Origin of the sequence: Dyadobacter subterraneus (assembly GCF_015221875.1) — a bacterium.
Taxonomy (GTDB): Bacteria; Bacteroidota; Bacteroidia; order Cytophagales; family Spirosomataceae; genus Dyadobacter; species Dyadobacter subterraneus.
On record NZ_JACYGY010000002.1, the window covers coordinates 409,635 to 432,341 of the forward strand.

22 protein-coding genes and 1 tRNA gene are annotated in these 22,707 nt (G+C 39.8%); 1 reads left to right on the forward strand and 22 read right to left on the reverse strand.

Features of this window, described 5'->3' with window-relative positions; genetic code table 11:
- Window positions 1-61 precede the first annotated feature (61 nt).
- The 20 genes from IEE83_RS27065 to smpB form a co-directional block, all read right to left on the reverse strand.
- Complete coding sequence (locus IEE83_RS27065; protein WP_194123891.1) at window positions 62-349, reverse strand: hypothetical protein; 288 nt, start codon at window positions 347-349, stop codon at window positions 62-64.
- The gene (locus tag IEE83_RS27070) at window positions 346-885 is read right to left on the reverse strand and encodes a DUF420 domain-containing protein (RefSeq protein WP_194123892.1); all 540 of its coding nucleotides are present in this window, start codon (window positions 883-885) and stop codon (window positions 346-348) included. The genes IEE83_RS27065 and IEE83_RS27070 overlap by 4 nt, the downstream gene beginning before the upstream one ends.
- A gap of 2 nt (window positions 886-887) precedes the next feature.
- Window positions 888-1,538: an SCO family protein gene (locus tag IEE83_RS27075; RefSeq protein WP_194123893.1), complete on the reverse strand. Its 651-nt coding sequence runs from the start codon at window positions 1,536-1,538 to the stop codon at window positions 888-890.
- Between the two features lie 10 nt (window positions 1,539-1,548).
- The gene (locus tag IEE83_RS27080) at window positions 1,549-1,878 is read right to left on the reverse strand and encodes a cytochrome C oxidase subunit IV family protein (RefSeq protein ID WP_194123894.1); all 330 of its coding nucleotides are present in this window, start codon (window positions 1,876-1,878) and stop codon (window positions 1,549-1,551) included.
- Window positions 1,879-1,908: 30 nt separating this feature from the next.
- Window positions 1,909-2,679 carry a cytochrome c oxidase subunit 3 gene (locus tag IEE83_RS27085; RefSeq protein ID WP_194123895.1) on the reverse strand — a complete coding sequence of 257 codons (771 nt, stop codon included), beginning with the start codon at window positions 2,677-2,679 and terminating at the stop codon, window positions 1,909-1,911.
- A gap of 13 nt (window positions 2,680-2,692) precedes the next feature.
- Window positions 2,693-3,280 (reverse strand): cytochrome c oxidase subunit 3, encoded by a 588-nt coding sequence (locus IEE83_RS27090; protein WP_194123896.1) that lies wholly within the window; start codon window positions 3,278-3,280, stop codon window positions 2,693-2,695.
- Between the two features lie 17 nt (window positions 3,281-3,297).
- Entirely contained in the window at window positions 3,298-4,197 is a 900-nt protein-coding gene (gene cyoE, locus IEE83_RS27095) for a heme o synthase (RefSeq protein WP_228102174.1), read from the reverse strand.
- Between the two features lie 6 nt (window positions 4,198-4,203).
- Window positions 4,204-5,232 carry a COX15/CtaA family protein gene (locus IEE83_RS27100; protein ID WP_194123897.1) on the reverse strand — a complete coding sequence of 343 codons (1,029 nt, stop codon included), beginning with the start codon at window positions 5,230-5,232 and terminating at the stop codon, window positions 4,204-4,206.
- Window positions 5,207-7,087, reverse strand: a complete 1,881-nt coding sequence (locus tag IEE83_RS27105; RefSeq protein ID WP_194123898.1) for a cytochrome c oxidase subunit I — start codon at window positions 7,085-7,087, stop codon at window positions 5,207-5,209. The genes IEE83_RS27100 and IEE83_RS27105 overlap by 26 nt, the downstream gene beginning before the upstream one ends.
- Window positions 7,088-7,116: 29 nt before the next feature.
- Window positions 7,117-8,229, reverse strand: a complete 1,113-nt coding sequence (locus IEE83_RS27110; RefSeq protein WP_194123899.1) for a cytochrome c oxidase subunit II — start codon at window positions 8,227-8,229, stop codon at window positions 7,117-7,119.
- A 21-nt stretch (window positions 8,230-8,250) separates the two neighbouring features.
- Window positions 8,251-9,600 carry a quinol:cytochrome C oxidoreductase gene (locus IEE83_RS27115; protein ID WP_194123900.1) on the reverse strand — a complete coding sequence of 450 codons (1,350 nt, stop codon included), beginning with the start codon at window positions 9,598-9,600 and terminating at the stop codon, window positions 8,251-8,253.
- Window positions 9,601-9,635: 35 nt separating this feature from the next.
- Window positions 9,636-10,244, reverse strand: coding sequence for a c-type cytochrome (locus IEE83_RS27120; RefSeq protein WP_194123901.1), 609 nt, complete (start codon window positions 10,242-10,244; stop codon window positions 9,636-9,638).
- Between the two features lie 13 nt (window positions 10,245-10,257).
- A complete protein-coding gene (locus IEE83_RS27125; protein ID WP_090340019.1) occupies window positions 10,258-10,788 on the reverse strand; it encodes a DUF3341 domain-containing protein in 531 nt (176 codons plus the stop codon).
- A 44-nt stretch (window positions 10,789-10,832) separates the two neighbouring features.
- Window positions 10,833-12,266 carry an NrfD/PsrC family molybdoenzyme membrane anchor subunit gene (gene nrfD, locus IEE83_RS27130; protein ID WP_194123902.1) on the reverse strand — a complete coding sequence of 478 codons (1,434 nt, stop codon included), beginning with the start codon at window positions 12,264-12,266 and terminating at the stop codon, window positions 10,833-10,835.
- Between the two features lie 55 nt (window positions 12,267-12,321).
- Window positions 12,322-15,417 carry a TAT-variant-translocated molybdopterin oxidoreductase gene (locus IEE83_RS27135; RefSeq protein ID WP_194123903.1) on the reverse strand — a complete coding sequence of 1,032 codons (3,096 nt, stop codon included), beginning with the start codon at window positions 15,415-15,417 and terminating at the stop codon, window positions 12,322-12,324.
- A 47-nt stretch (window positions 15,418-15,464) separates the two neighbouring features.
- Window positions 15,465-16,766: a c-type cytochrome gene (locus IEE83_RS27140; RefSeq protein ID WP_194123904.1), complete on the reverse strand. Its 1,302-nt coding sequence runs from the start codon at window positions 16,764-16,766 to the stop codon at window positions 15,465-15,467.
- 242 nt (window positions 16,767-17,008) lie between these two features.
- Window positions 17,009-17,079, reverse strand: a tRNA-Cys gene (locus tag IEE83_RS27145).
- A 68-nt stretch (window positions 17,080-17,147) separates the two neighbouring features.
- Window positions 17,148-19,010, reverse strand: a complete 1,863-nt coding sequence (gene rpsA, locus IEE83_RS27150) for a 30S ribosomal protein S1 (RefSeq protein ID WP_194123905.1) — start codon at window positions 19,008-19,010, stop codon at window positions 17,148-17,150.
- Window positions 19,011-19,193: 183 nt separating this feature from the next.
- Entirely contained in the window at window positions 19,194-19,706 is a 513-nt protein-coding gene (locus tag IEE83_RS27155) for an HNH endonuclease (RefSeq protein ID WP_194123906.1), read from the reverse strand.
- Between the two features lie 165 nt (window positions 19,707-19,871).
- On the reverse strand, window positions 19,872-20,330 hold the full coding sequence (gene smpB / locus IEE83_RS27160; RefSeq protein WP_194123907.1) for an SsrA-binding protein SmpB: 459 nt from the start codon (window positions 20,328-20,330) through the stop codon (window positions 19,872-19,874).
- Between the two features lie 140 nt (window positions 20,331-20,470).
- Between smpB and IEE83_RS27165 the strand changes: the two genes are divergently transcribed.
- Complete coding sequence (locus IEE83_RS27165) at window positions 20,471-20,872, forward strand: nuclear transport factor 2 family protein (protein WP_228102094.1); 402 nt, start codon at window positions 20,471-20,473, stop codon at window positions 20,870-20,872.
- Here IEE83_RS27165 and IEE83_RS27170 read toward each other — a convergent pair whose 3' ends face one another.
- Window positions 20,873-21,850 carry a radical SAM protein gene (locus tag IEE83_RS27170; protein ID WP_194123908.1) on the reverse strand — a complete coding sequence of 326 codons (978 nt, stop codon included), beginning with the start codon at window positions 21,848-21,850 and terminating at the stop codon, window positions 20,873-20,875.
- Window position 21,851: 1 nt separating this feature from the next.
- On the reverse strand, window positions 21,852-22,694 hold the full coding sequence (gene accD, locus IEE83_RS27175; protein ID WP_194123909.1) for an acetyl-CoA carboxylase, carboxyltransferase subunit beta: 843 nt from the start codon (window positions 22,692-22,694) through the stop codon (window positions 21,852-21,854).
- Window positions 22,695-22,707 lie beyond the last annotated feature (13 nt).

The following is a 22,707-nucleotide window of genomic DNA, read 5'->3' on the forward strand; positions in this document are numbered from 1 at the left end:
GTGAATCCATAAAAAAAGGCGAAATCAGTAACGATTTCGCCTTTTTCAAAAATGATATTTTCTATTGACGATTCAACGCCTCACTTACTCTTGCATTGATAAATTGTCTTTCCTGCTGTGCTTTTTTACTGTTGCGGTACCACATGTATCCAATGACAGCAACTAATAGATAAGGCATCATGAACAAATACATGATTCCGGTATTCAATCCAACACCAACATTATTCCTTCCATTCCCCATCGAGCTTTCAACCGTTCCTCTGCACATGGCGCATTGCGCCATCGCCGAAGGCATTGTAAGAATAAGAAACGCTATAAAACATCCAAAAATTACGAGAAACTTTTTCATGTGTAATAAGGACTAATAAGTAAATAAACGATCACACCACTCACACTCACGTATAACCAAATAGGAAATGCCCATTTAACCGCTTTACGATGTTCTGCAAGCTGATTACTGTAACCAAAATAAACGGCTCTCAATACAAACCAAACGACCACAACTGATAATACAATATGTGAGATCAAAAGGAAATAATAAACGGGTCTGATAAATCCAGTACCTCCAAACGGCGTTGATTCATTTGAAATGTGATAAAGAATATAACAAACCAAAAAAACAGCTCCCAGAATAAAAGCCACCGTCATAATTAAACGATGGGCGCTTCTGTTATTGACCTTAATAAAATAAAAACCAAGAATCAGTAGAATAGCTGTTGCGGTATTCAACATGCCAATAACGTGAGGCAAAACCTTTGTCCAGGGACCTAAATCTATTTTCTGACGGATCCCGATAAGAACAGCCACAGCAACAGGTATTGCAATAGCCAGTATGTTAATTATTTTTCTGTATTTTTTGTTTTCTTCCAGCACAACAGTTGCCATAACTATTTGTAATTTTCCTTTTTCTCGTAATCCAAAATCTTAATTTCAGCCATCAACCGATTGGTTTCCTCCGAATCAGATGCATTGTAGTATCCTCTGATATGCCCCTGGGCATCTATTAATACTAACTTAGTTTCCAGAGAATTAGTTTTAGATCCTGGTACTTCCGTCAGTAATTTAAGCTCAGAATCCCAGGCCTTTTTTACTTCGTCCTCTGATCCTGTCAACACTTTCCAACCGGTTGAGTTCAGCGCTTGCGGATAACTTTCTTTTGTTCCCGTCCATTTATCTGCCAGCGTAATCACATTCAGATAAGGAATTGTTTCTCTTAAAGCAAAAACACGTTCAACTTGTCCAAGAACGATTTCACATGTATTCAGACAATGTTCCGGTAAATATCCTACCACGGTCACTTGCCCTTTACCAAATTCTTCGGAAACCAATTGTCCATTTGTATTCTTCAAATGAAGAACCGGCACTTTATAAAACAACGTATCTCCATGATTAACCTCCATCTTACCGGAAGTATCACTAATCGGGAAATAGTGTTGAAGATCGTAATGATTGGTTGCAAAGAACTTTAAAAAAATAAAAATTAAAGCCGGAATTACTAATGTGATGATCAGTAACCCGGCTTTACGGAAGTTTATCATAACGTATTATCTACTTGAATACTGCTTCAAAAATAGCGTGTCCTTCAAGAAGAAGTGCCAGGATCAACCAGGCAATAAAAATGATAGGAACAAGTATCGACCAGATTAACGTTTTAGTTTCATGCTTAAGGTGCATAAATTCACCTACAATATAAAATGCTTTTACAATCGTCATGATAATGAAAATCGAAACTTTCAAAATTCCGTGAGGAACTGTAAAAGCGATAAGGAACTCCAATGATGTTAGGACAAGAAGAATCCAAAATGTTTTCCAGATTGCTTTACGCTGTTCTGCACCTGCGTGAGGATCCTGCTCGTGTATATGATGTACTTCTGACATATGATTTAGAATTAAATAAGCTACTGTTGATTAAACCAGATAAAAGAATGTAAATACAAATACCCAAACAAGGTCTACAAAGTGCCAGTAAAGACCCACTTTTTCAACCATTTCATAACTTCCGCGTTTGTCATAAAAACCAGTTGCAGAACGGAAGAAAATAAGAATATTCAAAATAACCCCACTAAATACGTGCGTTCCGTGAAATCCGGTAATGAAGAAGAAGAAATCTGCAAATGCCGGAGGACCATATTGATTCTGAGTCAAATTAGCTCCGTGAATTACTTTCTCAACAAATGTACCGTTTTCAAAAACCTTCATCATCGAACCAGCTTCTGTTCCGTGGATAAAGTGACTCCATTCCCAAGCCTGGCATCCAAGGAACGTAAAACCTCCAAGAATTGTCCAAAGCATATATTTTTCAACATTTGCACGGTCCATGCGGTGGCCGGCTTCTACTGCAAGTACCATTGTAACACTACTTGCAATAAGAATAAATGTCATAATTCCAACGAAAACCAATGGTAACGAAATTCCGTGCATAAATGGCACAGATTCGTATACTTTTTCAGGTATTGGCCAGTACAGATCTGAAAAAGTAAAATCTGCTGCTTTTCCTGCAAAAGAAGGAAAACTGAAACGAGCCGTTCCATAAGCCACCAGCAAGGCGGAGAAAGTAAAAGTATCTGAGATGAGGAAGAACCACATCATCAATTTCCCGTAACTCGCTTTCATAGGCTCGATCCCGCCCATCCACATTTTGGGTTCTACCGTGCCAGGTGTTGTTACATGTGCAGCCATTGGTGAAAAATTATCAATTAAAAGTCAATAAAAAAACAAAAAGATATAACCAAAGTAAATCCAGAAAATGCCAATATGTAGCACAAATCTGTATTTGTCTCAAACTCTTGGAATGCACTTTAAAGCGAAACACTGCTCTCCATGCAAAAAGCAGTACAATAAGACCGCTTATAATATGAAATCCGTGTAATCCCGTAAATACATAAAAAAATGAACCAGAAGGATTTCCCACAAAATAAACATTCGCTGCAACCAAGTCTTTCCATCCCTGAAACTGCATCCATAAGAATGCCAATCCAAGTGCAAAAGTAACAGAAATTGCTATTTTCAAAGTCTTGAAATCATCTTTTTTTGCGGCGAAGTAAGCCCACTGCATAGAAAGACTGCTAACCACCAATACAGCAGAACTGTACCAGAAAATCTTAGGCATCTCGAATTCAAGCCAGTTACCTTCTGCTCTTCTTACAAGATAAGCACTTGTCTGAGATGCAAAAAGCATGATTATACTAACCAAAAACAACCAAAGGATAAACTTCATTGGATCCATAGCCAATGTCTCCTGGGGTTCTTTATCTACTTTTAACTGCTGAATATTTTCCATTTCACTTAAATACTATATCACAATTTATCCAACAAAAACGCAATCTGAACAATAGGCAAATATATAAAGGAACCAAACATTAATTGACGAGCTGTTTTGTCAGAACATTTCCTCATTAAATGAAATGTCTGAGCAAGGAATAGTACGCCAAAGACTGTTGCTACGAAAGCAGAGTTGATGCCTGTCATACCTAATTGATAAGGTAACCAACCTATCGGAAGCAAAAATAACGTGTAAATCATGATTTGCATCGTTGTATCTGCATCTTTCAAACCATTTGCTGGTAATAATTTAAAACCTGCACGTTTGTAATCGTCATCCAAAACCCAGGCAATCGCCCAAAAATGCGGGAACTGCCAGAAAAATTGAATTGCAAATAAAATCCCTGGTTCAAGACCGAAATGATTCGTAGCTGCTACCCATCCAATCATTGGCGGAAATGCTCCCGGAAAAGCTCCTACAAAAACGGCAATCGGACCGACGCGTTTCAAAGGAGTATAGACAAATCCGTATAAAACAAGCGATAATAAAGCGAGAAGAGCACTAATCAAATTGAAGTAAACAACGAAAATAAAAAGCGATGAAACTCCAAGAAATACAGCCCAGATAATAGCTTGTTCAATAGTCACTCTGCCACTTGGTAAAGGACGATTTTCTGTTCTCTTCATCATTTTATCCAGATCTATTTCAAGTATCTGGTTGATGATATTAGCAGCACCTGTAATTCCAATTGAAGCAATACAGAAAAGAACGATTTTAATCCAGCTGACACTGCTGGCTCCTAAGCTATAACCCATCGCACCGGAAAAAGCGATTAAAAATGCAAGTCTGAATTTCAGTAATTCAAACAAAGCTTTTACTTTATCTCCGACTTTTAAATCTAAATTTTCTTGTGCTGATGTCATTATTTTACTCATTTCCAACTACACTAAATCCTTACTCAATTTAACAATGTCATTACTCCATGACAGCTGATTCGCATTCATCAATAACCACATCATAAATTGCAAACCAATCATGATTATCGCTAACGTCAAATGGACTGGCTGCGCAAAAGGTGGTACTCCAAAGTAAGCCATCACAATACCAGTCAATATTTCCAGTCCTAAAATAGCCAGACAACCTTTTCCCATTTGTTTGATCCTGGATTCTCCTTCAATCGAATGATTGATTTTATTTATCCAGAACACATTTGAAACAAGTACCAGTATTGAAAAGGACCTGTGAACGTAAAAAGGTATTCCCAATGCTGCAATCCACTCCGCTCTTTCAGAATATCCCAATGAACGAATTACTTCATCCATTGTCTCACGAACCTGCGTTCCTAATAAAATCTGAATTAAAGACAGCGAGAGTACTAAAATCGTTATTTTATCAATAACACTTTTATTTTTAATTTCCTTTCCATCCTTTTCTGCGGAATAAGATGATCTTATAAACAGATAGATTAAAATGAATACGATAACGATTGCCAAAAGCATATGTAACGTAATCATTACAGGATGTAATTCGGAAGAAACGACTTTTGATCCTAACCAACCCTGAAATCCTACCAAAAGAAAAGCTAACAGACTATATCTAAAAAAGCTTTTTCTATTTGATTTCAAATATGGCGTTGAAGCCAGAAGCGTAATAAAAATCAAAACTCCCGTTGCCGCTCCACAAAGCCTATTTACATATTCGATCCAAGTCTTAACCGGATTGAAAATTACTTCACCTTTTAATTTAGCTCCGTAAATCTCCTTATAATTTAATGGTAGCTGTGAGGCCTCCGTTGGAGGAATCCAGCTACCAAAGCATTTAGGCCAATCAGGACATCCCATACCAGCTCCGGTACTTCTTACTACCCCGCCAACCATAATCAGGAAATAGAGGACAATAACAGTATTCAATGTTAACCGCCGGAAACGACGGTTAACACGTGAATCAATGAGCTTGGTTGAACTGGTCATTAAAATTTTGAGCCGCTATCTCTTTCTCGGTTGCAATCAATTCATTCTCATGAGGGAAATTAGATTCCAACGTTTGAGAATAAGGAATATTTTGAGGTATAAAATCCTCTGTTGCACCTGGTTTGCTATAATCGTATGACCAACGGTATACTGCTGGTATTTCACCTTCCCAGTTACCATGACCTGGTACAATTGGGGTAGTCCATTCCAATGTATTAGATCTCCATGGATTTTGAGGAGCAGTTTTGCCTTTGAAAATGCTGCTGAAGAAGTTATACAAGAATATGAACTGAGCAAGGAATGACAAAATCGCAGCAACTGTGATGAACATGTTCATGTCCATAAACTTGTGCGTGAAATCGTAACTTGTGAATTGGTAATAACGACGTGGGAAACCTGCAATACCCACATAATGCATTGGGATAAATACTAAGTAGATTCCTACAAACGTAAACCAGAAGTGAATCTGACCCAACGTTCTGTTCATCATTTTACCAAACATTTTAGGGAACCAGTGATAAACTCCGGCAAATAAACCAAAAGCAGATGCTGCACCCATTACAAGGTGAAAGTGAGCTACAACGAAATAAGTATCGTGAAGCTGAATATCAAGTGCACTGTTTCCAAGGATAATTCCTGTCAAACCACCCGATACAAACAAGGAAACCATACCAATTGCAAACAGCATACCCGGCGTAAATACGATATTACCTTTCCACAAAGTAGTGATGTAATTAAATCCTTTTACTGCCGAAGGAACCGCAATGATAAGAGTCAGGAACATAAATACAGATCCAAGGAATGGATTCATACCTGTTACAAACATATGGTGAGCCCACACAATAAAGGCAAGAAACGCAATACCTAACATAGAAGCAATCATCGCACGGTAACCAAAGATTGGTTTACGTGAATTTGTTGCGATAACTTCAGATGTAATACCAAGACCTGGAAGAAGTACAATATATACTTCTGGGTGACCAAGGAACCAGAATAAATGTTGGAAAAGGATCGGACTACCACCAACATTTGGAAGTGCTTCACCATTGATATAGATTTCAGAAAGATAGAAACTCGTTCCGAAGTGACGGTCAAAAATCAATAACAATACTGACGAGAACAATACCGGGAAGGATATAAGACCCAAAATTGCCGTAATAAGGAAAGACCAGATTGTCAGAGGAAGACGGTCAAACGACATACCACGTGTACGCAAGTTAATTACCGTAGTGATGTAATTGATACCTCCTAAAAGCTGTGACACAATGAAAAATGCCATACTAATCAGCCAAAGCGTCATACCCATTCCTGAGCCCTGATGCGCTTGTGGCAATGCACTTAAGGGAGGATAAATAACCCATCCACCCGCAGCAGGACCAGTTTGCAAGAATAAGGATGCGAACATAATAACGCTGGCAAGGAAGAAGAACCAGTACGATAACATGTTCATAAATCCTGATGCCATATCTCGTGCACCAATTTGCAGAGGAATAAGGAAGTTACTAAAAGTACCACTTAAACCTGCTGTAAGTACGAAGAATACCATGATGGTACCGTGCATTGTTACCAAAGCAAGGTAAAAATTAGGATCCAGTTTACCTGTTTCGCTAATCCAGTTTCCAAATAATGGTTTCAACCATGACAAATTAGAATCAGGTAGTCCAAGTTGTATACGGAAGATAACGGACATAGAAATCCCGATTACCGCCCAAAGGATACCAGTAATAAGGTATTGCTTTGCTATAACCTTGTGATCCTCAGAAAATACGTATTTCTGCCAAAAGCTTTGTGCCTCGTGATGGTGCGCATGTTCCTCGTGGTGTACAGCGGCTTCCATTCCTTCAATAGCTGACATATGCCTGTTTTGTATTTAAATTAATAAAATTAGCGAAGTGCTGCACTTGTTCCAATTCCACCGCCCGCAGAAGCTGTTTTAGCAGTGTCAGCCGGAGTTGTTGTTTCAGCCGGCAAACCTTTCATTGCCTTAGCTTTCAAGTTGTCAGGTACTTTCGCAAGATATTCCGGGTAAGTCTGAAGAAACGTAGTTTGTTCAGCACACCATTTTTTATAAGAAGCTTCGTCTTCAACAACCAGGTTAATCTTCATAGAAAAATGACCTTGTCCACAAACTTCAGTACATGCTATCTCATATTTGAAATTCGGATCGTTTAAATCAGCACGCATCTGCGCTGTCGTTTTGTCCGGCACAAACCAGAATTTGGTCGGCATACCAGGAACCGCATCCATTTTCACACGCATGTGAGGGATAAATACACTATGCAAAACATCACGTGCACGAATTTTCAAAAGAACTGGTCTGTTAACAGGAATGTGCATTTCAGTAGGATTCAAGAAATCATCGAATGAATTCTCATCTGATAAATCTATACCAACTTCATTTTGAGCATCAATCAACTTATAATTGTAGTTACCAAGTTTGTTGTCATTCACACCACCGTAACGAACAATCCAGTTAAACTGCTTTCCGGTAATTTCAATAACTTCTGCATCAGCAGGAGCATCAGATGTAATATCAGACCAAGCCTTCCAACCTGTAAAAACCAACATAGCCATTACAATTGCCGGAATAATAGTCCAGATCAATTCTAACTTGTGGTTGTCCGGGTAAAAAGAAGCCTTATTACCTTTTTTATACTGGTATTTCCAGGCAAAAAAGAAAATTAAAAAGTTTACAAATGCGAACGGGATTGTAAGGATTCCCATTGAGAACCAAAACAGATCATCTGTTCTTCTTCCGTGTACAGATGATGCAACCGGCAAGAAGTGCTCTCTTGCATGCAGGTAAGACCATGTAATTCCGATGGCAGCTGCAACAAGAATTACAATAAACATCGCTCCATTCCAGCCATTACCTTCCGGTACAGCATCAGCCGATTCCGGCTTCTTAACACTTGAGAGAACGCCTTGCAGCCTGGAAATCACAATACCTGTGAGAACCACAAAAACTAAGGCAACTATTGCAATGATAAAATACATGATAATAACAGGTTAAGCAAATTAGGCGATATCGTGATGCAATGATTCTTCCAACATTGGATGGTGCTTTGGAATCAAATTTGCCTTTTCCAATTGAGTCGCCATCGACCAAACAAATCCACAAATGAAGACAATGAAAAATCCCCATTCCAACGGTCCAAATCCCGCCGTATCCCCAGCACTACCAGGCATAATGTTCGTGTAAAAATCCATATAATGGCCGATAATTACACTCCAGCAAGCCACTTTTAGAATCGAATGCGTAAACTTCGCGTCTCTTGTCATCAAAACCAGGAATGGTAAGAAGAAATTAAGGAACAAAGTTATAAAGAAAGGAGCTTTGAAAATACTTCCATGTCCTCTGAATCTCTCGATGAAATAAATAATTTCCTCTGGCTGGTTGGCATAATAGATTAAAAGGAATTGGGCAAACCATACATATGTCCAGAAAATACTGAATGCGAAAACGAATTTACCCAAATCCCTAAGGTGACTTGAATTTACTGCTTTCAAATATCCTCTTTCTCTTAACATTACCACAGTCAAAGTAATCACTGCCAATCCAGCCACGTGCCAGCTCGCAAGTGTATACCATCCAAACATAGTACTAAACCAGTGAGGATCGATTGACATTACAAAATCCCATGCAGATGTTGAAGAAGTTACTCCAAATATTACAAGAAATGCTGTTCCTAAACGTATTGATTTATCATATAACTCAGTACCTCCGATTTGATCTTCTTCCAAAGAAAACTGACGTATTTTTCTCCACATGAAATACCATGCCACGAAGTAAAATACTAGTCTTCCTACGAAAAAGGGAGTATTAAGATATCCATGTTTTCCCGCTAAAACTTCATCATATTCTGGTCCACCTACTTCATAAACTTCACTATGTGTCCAGTGGAATAAGTCATGACCTCCGAAGATAAATACCAAAAGCATTATAATACCGGTTATTGGTAAAAATGCCGGCATCGCTTCAGGTACTCTTTTAAATACTGCTGACCATCCTGCTTGTGCAAGGTAGTTATAGGAAATGAAAAACATTCCAACCACAGATATTCCGGTAAAATATACTGCATTCACCCAAAGGTTCGCCCAGATACGTGTTAGCCAGCTAACGTGATGCTCTTCCGGAGCAGCATGACCCGCCGCTTCATGACCAGCTGCCGCAGCATGTCCGGTTATAGCATTTACAGCTCCGTGTGCTGCTTCTACTTCATGATGTCCTCCGCCGTTAGCTGCCAGATAAATCCCTACTACAACCAGAGCAGCTCCAACAGCTCCTCCAATAATAAGGTTTCTTTTAGCTCCCGATGTGAATTCAAACCGTTCTTCAATAGAAGGAATCGAATGTGCTGATGCCATTATTCAAATATTATTTCTCAGTTATCAAAAATAAATTATGCTCCTTTTTGCAGCTTTTGTACGTAGTGTACAATTTTCCAACGCTCCTCAGGATTAATTTGCGAACCATGAGGCCACATCCGTGCTTTACCGTATGTAATTACATGGAAAATATGTCCTTCATTCAGGTTTTTGTATGCATCGCTCGCATAATTAGGAACCCCTTTGTAAACAGCTCCAACTTTTCCATCACCTGCTCCGGTTGCACCGTGGCAATGCTGGCAATATCTCTCAAACAAAACCTTACCTTCTGCAAGCGTGTTTTCATTAAGAGGAACAGGATTTTTCAATACTCTTTCTGAAATAGAAATACTGTCTGCTGGAATGTTGTAAACCATAAGATCAACTTTCGCTGAATCCCCGCCGCCAAACGACGTTTTATAGTTACGACGGGCTACTGTTCCTTCAACCGGCAAGCGCATTGTTAAACCCATCGGGTTAATAGGATTTGCCTTTTCCTGTCTGTATGGTTCATATCCAACAGGCAGGTACATATTCGGTGCATATTGCTTGCCTGGATTATTAGGATCACGCGTACAACTGAATGCAGCAGTTAAAATAACAGCCAGAGCTAGTGAATATCTATATAAACTTTTCAATTTCATCGATCCAAGCACATTAAAATTGTTTGATGTTAACCTCTTCTGCACCGCTATCTCTTAGTGCACGGGAAATCTCATCTTCACTCATTGAATTTCTACCCAAGTTAATTGCCATCACGAATTTGTTGTCGGTAGCACGAACATCAAATCTTTCATGGAAATGCGTACCAGGCCCTAGTCCATTCGAGATAAAAAATGTGATAACCATACCAAATGCTGTGAAAAGCACAGTCAACTCAAATGTGATAGGAATATAGTTAGGCAAAGAAATTGAATCTTTACCACCTACAATCATTGGCCAGTCGATACCCATTGTCCAGATCATCAGAGTTAACGCAACACAACATCCGGTTACCCCAAACATAAATGCTGCAATCCCGATTCTTGTACGTGGATGTCCAAGTGCATCGTCCAATCCGTGAATAGGAAAAGGTGAGTACACTTCCTGTATTTTTACTCCAGCCTTTCTGAGTTTTGGTACTGCATGCAGTACAGTATCGTCATCGTCGTAGACTCCAACTAAATATTTACCAGATAATTCTGCCATATTTATACTAATGTTAAATATTATTCTTTCGCTTCAGCGATTACTTATTCTATATCCTTGTTAAATAACGGAGCAGCCGCTTCGCGTTGTCTCACTTTTGCAACACCTGCAATTTTCTTAGGCAAATTTGCAGAAGTAGATCTGATTACCGCTTTAACTTCCGCCATGTTTACAACAGGTAGGTATTTAGAGAAAAGCAGGAACAGCGTAAAGAACAATCCGAAAGAGAAAATATAATCCCCAATATCAAAACGGGTAGGGGAGAACATTGCCCAGCTCGAAGGAATGTAGTCACGGTGAAGTGATGTAACAATGATTACAAAACGTTCGAACCACATACCAATGTTTACAATAACAGATATAAAGAATGTAAATGTAATGCTGCGACGAAGTTTTCTTGACCAGAACAACTGTGGAGAGATTACGTTACAAGTCATCATCGCCCAGTATGCCCACCAATAAGGTCCGGTAGCACGGTTGATAAATGCATAACTTTCGTATTCAACTCCTGAGTACCAGGCAATAAAGAATTCAGTGATATAAGCAACCCCAACAACCGAACCAGTCAAGGTAATTACCTTATTCATGGTTTCGATGTGTTCAAGCGTAATGTAATCTTCCAGTTTGTAAACCACACGTGTGATCAACATAAGGTTTTGCACCATCGCAAATCCCGAGAAAATCGCACCCGCAACGAAGTAAGGAGGGAAAATTGTTGTGTGCCATCCCGGAATTACCGAGGTAGCAAAGTCCATACTTACAATCGTGTGTACCGAAAGTACAAGTGGAGTTGATAAACCCGCAAGAATTAAGCTAATATATTCGTAACGAGACCATGTTTTTGCTGATCCGTCCCATCCCATTGCGAAAGTTCCATACATGAAGCGGGAAACTTTACTAGTTGCACGGTCACGAATTGTAGCTAAATCAGGGATAAGACCAATATACCAGAAAACAAGTGATACAGAGAAATATGTACTGATCGCGAAAACGTCCCAAACCAAAGGAGAGTTGAAGTTTACCCAAAGAGAACCAAATGCGTTAGGTAACGGTAAAGCCCAATATGCCATCCATGGACGACCCATGTGCATCAGGATAAATGATGCAGCACAAATTACAGCGAAAATTGTCATCGCTTCTGCCGCACGGTTAATGGATGTTCTCCATTTCTGACGGAAGAGTAAAAGAATCGCGGAGATCAATGTACCCGCGTGACCGATACCAACCCACCAAACGAAGTTAGTGATATCCCATGCCCAACCTACGGTTTTATTTAATCCCCACACGCCCAGACCTTCCCACCAGGTCCATGCAAGACAACAAGATCCATATGCCAAAACGACTAGTGAAATCCCGAAAGCAATTTTCCATTCCTTTGTAGGTTTTCCTTCGACATGTCGGCAGATATCTTCCGTTACGTCTGCATACGTTTTCCCGCCTTGAATAAGGGGCTCTCTTACGGGTGAAGTAACATGCATACTACTGTAATTTATAATGATTTAATCTTCAAACAAATACAAAACTTTCAACTGCTTAGGCGTGTTCTTTTTTAGCTTCTTCCTTCACAGCTGCTGCATCCTTATTTCTCACTTTTGTTAGATATGAAATCTGAGGACGTACGTTAATTTCTTCCAGCATGTGGAAAGCACGACCTTCTCTTTCAACTTCAAGAATCTTCGAAATTCTGCTTTCCGGATCGTTCATGTCACCGAAAGTAATCGCGTCTGTTGGACAAGATGAAGCACAAGCAACGTTAATTTCTCCGTCAACTACGCGTCTTCTTTCTTTCTTGGCTGTTAGCTTACCTTCCTGAATTTTATGAACACACATTGAACATTTTTCAATTACACCACGTGAACGTACTGTAACCTCAGGGTTGATAACCATCTTACCAAGATCGTTATTGAAGTGGTAATCGAAGTTATCGTTGTCAAAATATTTGAACCAGTTGAAACGACGTACTTTATAAGGGCAGTTATTTGCACAATAACGAGTACCTACACAACGGTTATAAGTCATCTGGTTTAAACCTTCCGAACTATGGGTTGTTGCCAAAACCGGACAAACCGTTTCGCAAGGCGCATTGTTGCAATGCTGACACAACATAGGCTGGAATGTAACTTCCGGATTTTCCGAAGCAACTTCCATGGCTGTATAATCACCTACTTCTGCATCACTGCTATAATAACGGTCAATACGCAACCAGTGCATTTCGCGGCTGTTAATAACTTCCTGACGTCCTACGACCGGAATATTATTTTCAGACTGGCAGCTGATCACACAAGATCCGCAACCGAAACATGTGTTAAGGTCAATGACCATACCCCATGAGTGATTTGGATATTTGTGTCCGTTCCAAAGAGAAAGATCCGTAGCATCTACTGCTCCTTCTGATGTTTCAATTTTTGGAATAAAACGTCCGGCAAGAGGATCTTTTTGGAAATGCGCTAATACAGTTTCCTGAAGAACCGACTTACGGCCCATTACAGTATTATGTGTTTGCGTTTGAGCGATTTCACGGGTTTCTCCTGTTTTAGAAACAGTAACTTCACCTGGTGCAAAAGTCAAATATCCTGCTGAGAATGAAGCTAACGGGTAAACATTCTTACCCACGCCATTTGCTGATTTTCCTGCTTTCTCACGACCGTAACCGATTGTGATTGCAACAGTTCCATTAGCCTGACCTGGCTGAATGATAACAGGAACTTCAACAGATTTTCCTTTTAAGTCAACTTTTACAACATCACCCTGAGCAAAACCAAGTTCTTTGGCAGTTTTTTGAGAGATGCTTGCGTGGTTATCCCATGTAGCTTTTGTAACAGGATCCGGTAATTCCTGCAACCATGGATTGTTGGCTGCGAATCCGGTGCCTACACCGACGTTTTCATACAACGCCAGTTCAATTCCTGTTGAAGATGCTTTATATTTTTTTCCGATTGCTGATGCTGCTTCGTCAACATTTCCTGCGAAAGTTACTCCTGCGGAGGATGCGGTACGGTTGGTTTTGAAGAAACCATCATGCAGAGATTGTACCCAGAATTTTTCAAAACTATCTGTACCGCCCTGTGTATATATATTTTTTCTCCAGTAAGCTTTTACGTATTCATGATAGTCAGATGGCTGACCCGCCCATTTCAACAAACTTGCCTGTGCCTGACGTGTGCTGAAAATCAAACTGATTGTAGGCTGTGTCAAGCTGTAAAAACCTGCTTTGGGTTCAGCATCATTCCATGATTCAAGGTAATGAGGTGCCGGAGTAATAAATTTCACTAATGAAGCAGTTTCGTCTGCACGGTCATTGAATGAAATACTTAAAGCTACTTTTGGAATTGCAGTTGCTAGCTCAGAACCACGTGGGTGATCATAAACCGGATTAGCTGCGTAGAAAATTACTGCTTCTACTTTTCCACCTTTAACTTCATCAACGAATTCGTTCATCGCGATGTCATTTCCCTGACGGAAATTAACCGGAGTATCCAAATCAATTGTTGACCCGTAGCTTCCAAGCAGACTGTTTAATGCATTTACAACAACCTGAACAGAAGGGTCATTGATACCAGAAACTACCAGTGCACTTCCTTTTGCTGCTACAAGATCAGCGGCAGCTTTGTCAAGATGTGCTGCTTCAACAGCAGGTGCAGAAATGGATTTTCCACCTAACTTAGCTGCAACTTTATTGTAAAGCGAAGTAACAACCAAACCCAGCTGAGATGGTTTTACAGCCGAGCGATAATCTGCATTTGAACCTGTCATTGAAAGAACAGATTCAAACTGGTAATGGCGGGACATATCTTTTTTACCGTCTTTTGCACTGCTCAACTTGCGTGTCTCAGCATATTGGCGAGAGAAATCATCCGGTGAAATCCATGCTCCCAAAAAGTCAGCGTCAACAGCCACAATTACTTTCGCCTTGTCGAAAGCGTAAGATGGTATCACAGCTTTTCCAAAAGAAAGCTCGTTACCTTTTACGATCGCAGAAGAACTGTTTGCGTCATAAGTAATATGACGTGTTGTTGGATATTTTGTTGTAAAATCAGCAATAACCGATTTCGTAGAAGGACTTAATAATGTTGAAGAAACAATACGAATTGCTCCTCCCTTTGCAGCAATCGAAGAAAGCTGACTTGTTATATCTTTATCAACAGCATCCCAGGTAACTTTTAAATCTTCACCTTTTTTAGGACCTCTTAATTTTTCGTTATCATAAAGTCCAAGTAAAGAAGCATGTGCTCTTGAACTAACACCTTTTGTAACACCTGAAAGTGTATTTGGCTCAATTTTAATTGGCCGGCCTTCACGTGTTTTTACAAGAATACTTGCATAGTCACCACCTTCTGCATAAGTAGATGCGTACCAGTTCGCAATTGTTGGAAATTCTCCCTCAGGCTTGTTAACGTAAGGAATTGCTTTTTTAACAGGCGTTTCGCAAGCAGCTAATGAAACAGCCGCCATACCAAAACCTAAAACTTTTAAGAAATCGCGACGGTGAGTACCTGCTCCGTCAACCAGACTTTCATATTGACTCTCTGTTGGTGCATTAGAAAACTCTGAACCTGCGTCTTTAATGAATTTTTCGTCATTACGCAGCTCTTCAAGCCCTCTCCAATATCTTTTATTAGTATTTTCCATAAAACTGTTAATACAATGAGTTGTATTCTAGTATCTATTTGCAGTGATTAGTAATGGCACTTAGAACATTCAAGACCACCGATATCAGCTACTTTTAAAGCTTCTTTACTATCCGATGCGTGTAATTGTACCAATTTGTCGTAATACTTGTTATCCTTAGTATTTACGTCAGTTTTACGGTGACAATCAATACACCAACCCATTGTTAATGAAGAACGCTGTTGGATAACTTCCATTTTAGCAATATCTCCATGGCAATTTTCACATTCCAATCCGGCAACATTAACGTGCTGAGAGTGATTGAAATAAGCAAGATCAGGAAGGTTATGTACACGTACCCATTCAATAGGAGTATTGTTTTCTATTGAAGTGTATATTTTCTGAATTTCAGGTGATTCCTTTTTAATTACACCGTGACAGTTCATACAAATATTCGCAGAAGGAATATGTGCAGATTTACCTCTGTTCACACCTGTATGGCAATAGTTACAGTCTATTTTATATTCGCCTGCGTGAAGTTTGTGCGAGAATGAAATTGGCTGCTTAGGCGCATATCCCTGCTGAACACCAACACTATACGCTCCATCAATTGTTACTTTCATAACCAGAAGAATGAAAATCCAGATGGTCGCAGAACGAATGGCAGGGTCACCGGCGATTCCTTTTAGAGAATTACCAAGGCGGGACATAAAGTCTCCTTTTGCAGCAGTTTCCGCATCTCCACCAGTAACGGCTTTCGAAAGAATTGTAACAATGACCAGTAAAACCCCTAATACCAAGAGCATTACAACTACCAAAGCCACAAGAACAATCATGAAAAGATCAGAAGGTCCGCTTGTTTGTGCAGCGCCCGCAGCAGGAGCGGCTCCACCAGCACCAGCGGCGGCAGGAGCCGGAGCGGCACCCGCTTTATCAACATAAGCAAAAATGCCTTTGATGTCATCTTCCGACAAGTTCGGGAAAGCTGTCATCTGAGCTTTGCTGTATTCGTTGTAAAGTTTTACTGCGTACGGATCACCTGAGGCGATAACCGCTTGTGAATTGTGTACCCATTTCGTAATCCATTGTATGTTGTTACGAGTAGTTGCACCTTTCAAACCAGGACCTACAACTCTTTCGTCAGTAGGTGCGTGGCATTGAGCACAGTTGTTTTTAAATAACGTTTCACCCTTGGCAGCATCTCCGCCACCAGCAGCTCCCGCAGGGGCAGCACCGGCAGCAGCCGTACTATCCTGTGCCCAAGTTAAGCTACAGGTACTTAAGAGAATAGCTACAATAATAGCCAGAAACGATTTTGAGCTGGGAAAGAAGGAACAAAACTTAGAGTCTTCTCGGAATGGTATATTCATAATCAACTATTCATAATACTTCAACAGACAAATCTAGTGTACGATTTTTTATCCACAAAAGTATTTGAGGGATATTTTAAAGTACTCACTTATTTATAATTCTTCTAATTTGAATATTCTTACCCAAATAACGCAAGTCGTTGGTAGCCATTGACTTTCAATGTTTTAGCAAAAAAATACCATTTGAAAGAAAGCTAAAAAACAGCCTTTTCAAATGGTATTTTCTCAAGATATTTATGACGAGGTTCCGAGCGGATTCGAACCGCTGTAAAAGGTTTTGCAGACCTCTGCCTAGCCACTCGGCCACGGAACCATATCGGGTTAGCAGAAGAGATTACCCGCTTACTGCTAACCCGGGTGCAAAAGTATTAAAAAAATCGACTACTCCTCAGTTTCGTCGTCTTTTTTCGCTACTTTTTTTCCTTTTCTTTCAGTTTCTTCAAATTGTTCCTTCAAAGCAGAAAGTACACTTAGGTCACCAAAGGTAGATTTCTCTCCTTCTTTGGCAGCGCTATCTGTGTTAGAAGTTGTGTTCTTAGCCTGAGTTGCAGCAGGTTTAGGAGCCTTTTCTTCTTTTTTCTCTTCAACAGCAGGAGCAACAGAAGGTTTCACTTTTGAGTGAGTAAGAACGATTTTCTTTTCGTCTTTCAAGAACTCAAGAACAGTGAAGTCTAAGCTTTCTCCAACTTCAGCAACTGAACCATCTTCTTTTGTAAGGTTTTTCACCGCAGCGATTCCTTCGATACCGTATGGCAATTCCAAAGTTGCGAATTTGTCTCCTTTTGCTACGATTGTAGAACGGTGAACAGATCCAACAGCGAAGATTGTTTCAAAAGTATCCCATGGATTTTCTTCAAGTTGTTTGTGACCTAGTGCCAAACGACGGTTTTCAGCGTCAAGCTCAAGAACCACAACTTCAAGTTCGTCATTAACTTTTACGAAATCCGAAGGATGTTTAATTTTCTTAGTCCATGATAAGTCAGAAACGTGAACTAGTCCGTCGATACCTTCTTCAAGTTCGATAAACAAACCGAAGTTAGTAAGGTTACGTACTACACCTTTATGACGAGTACCAATTGCATACTTATCTTTCAATGAACCTTGAGTCCAAGGATCTTCGGTAAGTTGTTTGATACCAAGAGACATTTTGCGTTCCTGACGGTCAAGTGTCAATACAACTGCGTTGATCTCGTCGTTTACATTCATAAACTCCTGAGGATTGCGCAGGTGCTGAGACCATGACATTTCAGATACGTGGATCAAACCTTCAACACCTGGTTTGATTTCAAGGAAAGCGCCGTAATCAGCAACGTTAACGATACGTCCTGTTACTTTTGATCCAACCTGGATATCTTCTGACAACGAATCCCATGGGTGAGACTGAAGTTGTTTCAAGCCAAGAGAGATACGTTTTTTCTCTTCGTCAAAATCAAGAACCACAACGTTAAGCTTCTGGTCAAGTGCCAAAAGATCTGACGGGTGGTTGATACGACCCCAGGAAATATCTGTAATGTGCAACAAACCGTCAACACCACCAAGATCGATGAACACACCGAAGTTAGTCATGTTCTTAATAACACCTTCTAGAACTTGTCCTTTTTCAAGGTTGTTAAGGATTTGCTGACGTTGTGCTTCAAGATCTTTTTCGATCAGGATTTTATGAGAAACTACAACGTTATCGTTTGCGTAGTTAATCTTAACAACTTTCACTTCCATACGTTTTCCAACAAAAATGTCGAAATCACGAATTGGTTTCACGTCGATTTGTGAACCTGGCAAGAAAGCTTCGATACCAAATATATCTACAATAAGACCTCCTTTGGTTCTTCTCTTCACGTTAGCATCGATAACCACATCCTCGTCAAACGATTTCTGGATGTTATCCCATGCAGTAATTACTTTTGCTTTTTTACGTGAAAGAACAAGCTGACCTTGTGCGTCTTCCTGGTTTTCTACATAAACTTCCACTTCGTCACCAATTTTCAAAGCTGGCAAGTCACGGAATTCATTAAATGAAACGATACCATCAGATTTGAAACCGATGTTAAGAATCACCTCGCGGTCTGTAATACCTACAACCACACCTTTAACAACTTCTTTTTCCTGAACAGGAGAAATTGTTGTTTCGTACATTTCTTCAAAACGAGTACGGTCAGCAGCTGAATAGCCTGTACCGAATCCTTTGTCCTCTGCTTTTTCCCAATCGAAATCAGGCAATACTTGTGTTTGTTTTTCCTTAGACATAAATAGGAATTAAAGCTCTCAATTACATCAACTGGCGAGCCACGCAGTTGAAAATTAGTTTGACTTGTTATTTAAAAAGAGGACGCAAAGGTAGGAATTTTCTAAATAAAAATCCAGTTCTCTAGGATTTGATTTAGAAAAAAATTATAAGATGCCTGAAAAGGCGAAGTAGGGGAGTGTCAATCAGTTAGCTGCTCGTTCTTTTACGCCAAGATATGGAAGCCATTCTGCATCTGTGAATCCAGAGAAGTCACGGATGAACATTAAGAAAGATGGTCGGAACGGACGCTGTCGTAAGTGCATTCCGGCTTCTTCCGGTGTGTAATCGCCTTTTTTCGAATTGCATCGTTTACAGGCAGTCGCTAAATTATCCCAGGTCGTTTTTCCTCCCCTTGATTTTGGCATGACATGATCGAGTGTTAAATGATCGTGCGTTCCACAATACTGACATCGATTTCCGTCCCTTTTGAAAATATTATGGCGGGTCATGACAACGCCGCGGTAAGGAAGGTGAATGTAGCTATTCAGGCGAATAACAATGGGCATTGGATATTGGTCCCGTACAGTCCGGAGAAAATGAGTCGGGGACTCAGCCAACAATTCAGCTTTGTTTAGATAAACTAAGAGAAATGCCTTTGGCACTGTGCAAACACTAAGTGCGCTGTAATCTTGATTAAGAACCAGAACTTTACCCATGAGTCTTTACGGCAATTAATTCCCACAATATAGGAAATTTACCTAAAAAAACGTTTCGTAAAATTCAATTATTATTAAAAAAGACTTCTCTTTACCGCCTGAGATTTAATTATACGGAAAATTTCCGGCCAACTGATTAAATGGCTAACTCTCAGACTATATTAATTAATAGTCTGAGCGATCACTTTCACGTTTCAGATCTTTTTCCTTAATACTATCTCTTTTGTCATAAAGCTTTTTACCTTTTGCCAAAGCGATATGCAATTTGGCAAAACCACGATCCGTTGTGAAGAGCTTAACCGGAACAATCGTCAACCCCTGATCTTTCAAGTTTTCACTTAATTTTCTCATTTCACGTTTTGTAAGCAAAAGCTTCCGGTCCCGTAAAGGATCATGATTCCAGTGTGTGCCTTCGGTGTAAACAGAAATGTGCATACTGCGAACGTACAATTCACCATCCATAAAAAGACAGTAAGCATCTGTAAGATTTACCTTACCCTGACGTATCGATTTTATTTCAGTTCCTGTCAGCGACAAGCCTGCTGTAAACTCTTCAAGAAAAAAATATTCGAACGACGCACGTCTGTTTCGGATATCGACTTTTTTTACTAATTTTTCTGACATATTATATTCCTAACACAAAAAGGTCTGTAAAATTAGAGGTTTTGCTAAAACTATACCAACAAATGAAAATAACGAGCAACATGCATCGATTTAAATTTCTCCTTTTTGTGATTATTTTAATTTTTTCGAAACAAATCGTGATGGCTCAGTCGCAAGATGCTGCGGTAAGAGCTTCGGTAGATAAATTATTTGACGGAATGAGATCAGGAGATTCTTCTGTGGTAAGAAGTGTTTTTATTCCACAATCAACTTTGACTTCTGTTTCAACCAATGCGAAAGATTCTGTAATGACACATGTGAGCAAAACGGACGACTTTGTAGCCGCCGTAGGAAAGCCGCATACAGAAAAGTGGGATGAAAGAATTTACGATGTAAAAATTTCAGTGGACGGACCAATGGCCATTGTCTGGGCTCCGTATAAGTTTTACCGGGGCGAAACATTTTCTCATTGTGGCGTAAATGTTTTTACCATGATCAAAACAAAAAGCGGCTGGAAAATAAATTCAATTACAGATACGCGAAGAAAAACGGATTGTCTGTAACTACATTTTTAGCATTTGCTTCCAGGTACCTTTGATACGATTATACTTGATCGTACTTGGTAAAGCTTTCCACCAATATCGGTTCATCTCAACAGCAAAAGATGGCTGCATATAACAATTGATCGCACAACCTTCACATGCCGGCAGTTTTCCTTCCAGTGCCACTAATTTCTGAACTTCGTCGGAATGATACAGATCGTAGAGATTTCCTTCGATCGGAAAATCTTTCAGACCTAAATGATAGCAGGGGAGAACAAGTTTATTTTCCGGAGAAATTACAATTGTGGTACTTGCAGCTTTACAAATTGGATCATCCACATGATTTCCTCCATCCAGTCTTAACTGAATAAATGCTTCATTGAGATAAACATTTTTTTGTTTCCCCCACCAAAGCAGCTCTTTCAATGTTTGCTCGGAAAGATTTCCTCCTACACCATTATATTCAAAAACCGGATTTAAAATAAGGATCAGATCATTAGGCAGACAAATCTCTTCCCACATCCGTTTTATCTGATCAACATTATCTTCAAAAATGGTGAAAATGATATCCGGCCGCTCTCCCATTTCCCTGGCAATCTGAATCGACTCCATTACTTTGTCGAAACATTTTACGTTTCGTGATTTATCATGTTCATCACGATCAGGAGAATCCAGGGAAAAATGGAGCATGTCAACCAGGCCCTTTAATCTTTCCGCATATTTTGGATAAAGCAAACCATTGCTCGTTACCGTGGTAATCATACCCTGCTCTTTTGCCTCACGAAGTAAAACATCAAGCTGACGGTGAAGCAATGGCTCTCCTCCTGTAAAATCTATAACCTTTACTCCCAACCGTTTCAAATCCCGGATATTGTCCCGAAGATTTTCAACAGTGATATAAGGCGACGGTTTCTCCCATATGTCGCAGAAACCACAGGACGCATTGCAGCGATACGTTACATAGTAGTTACAAAGGACAGGATGGGAGATTAAACGCATATTATTTCAGCATCGTTAACAGACTGCTTAGTTTGTCTTTTAAATCTTTACGGTCAACAATAAAATCAAGGAAACCGTGCTCCAAAACAAATTCAGCACTCTGGAAACCTTTCGGAAGATCCTTACCAATTGTCTCACGAATAACACGCGGACCGGCAAAACCAATCAAAGCTTCAGGTTCAGAAATATTGAAATCTCCCAACATCGCATAAGAAGCAGTTACGCCACCTGTTGTTGGATCTGTCAATAAGGATATGTATGGGATTTTTGCTTCGGATAATAAAGCAAGTCTTGCGGAGGTCTTTGCCATTTGCATCAATGAAAATCCTGCTTCCATCATACGCGCACCACCCGATTTTGAAATCATCAGAAACGGTTGTTTGTGTTTGATAGAATAGTTGATCGCACGAGCGATTTTTTCTCCAACCACAGAACCCATAGAACCGCCGATGAAATTGAAATCCATACAGGCAATTACGATTTTCACATCATTCATTTTTCCGTGACCCGTACGCACAGCATCTTTCAATCCTGTTTTCAGCTGGGTTGCCTTGATACGATCCGGATATGCTTTGGTATCTACAAAATGCAAAGGATCACCAGAAGTCAGATCAGCATCCAGTTCAGTATATTTATTATCGTCGAACAATAATTCGAAGTAAATATCAGATCCCACTTTTTCGTGGTAATTACAATGCGGACAAGTGTAAGCGTTCAATTTATGCTCTCTTGTAGCAGTAATTTTCTTACAATTTGGACATTGATACCACAACCCGTCCGGAGCCTCGCGCTTCATTTCCGTGGGTGTATTGATGCCTTTTTCTTTCCGAATAAACCAGGACATATTTTTTAGTGGG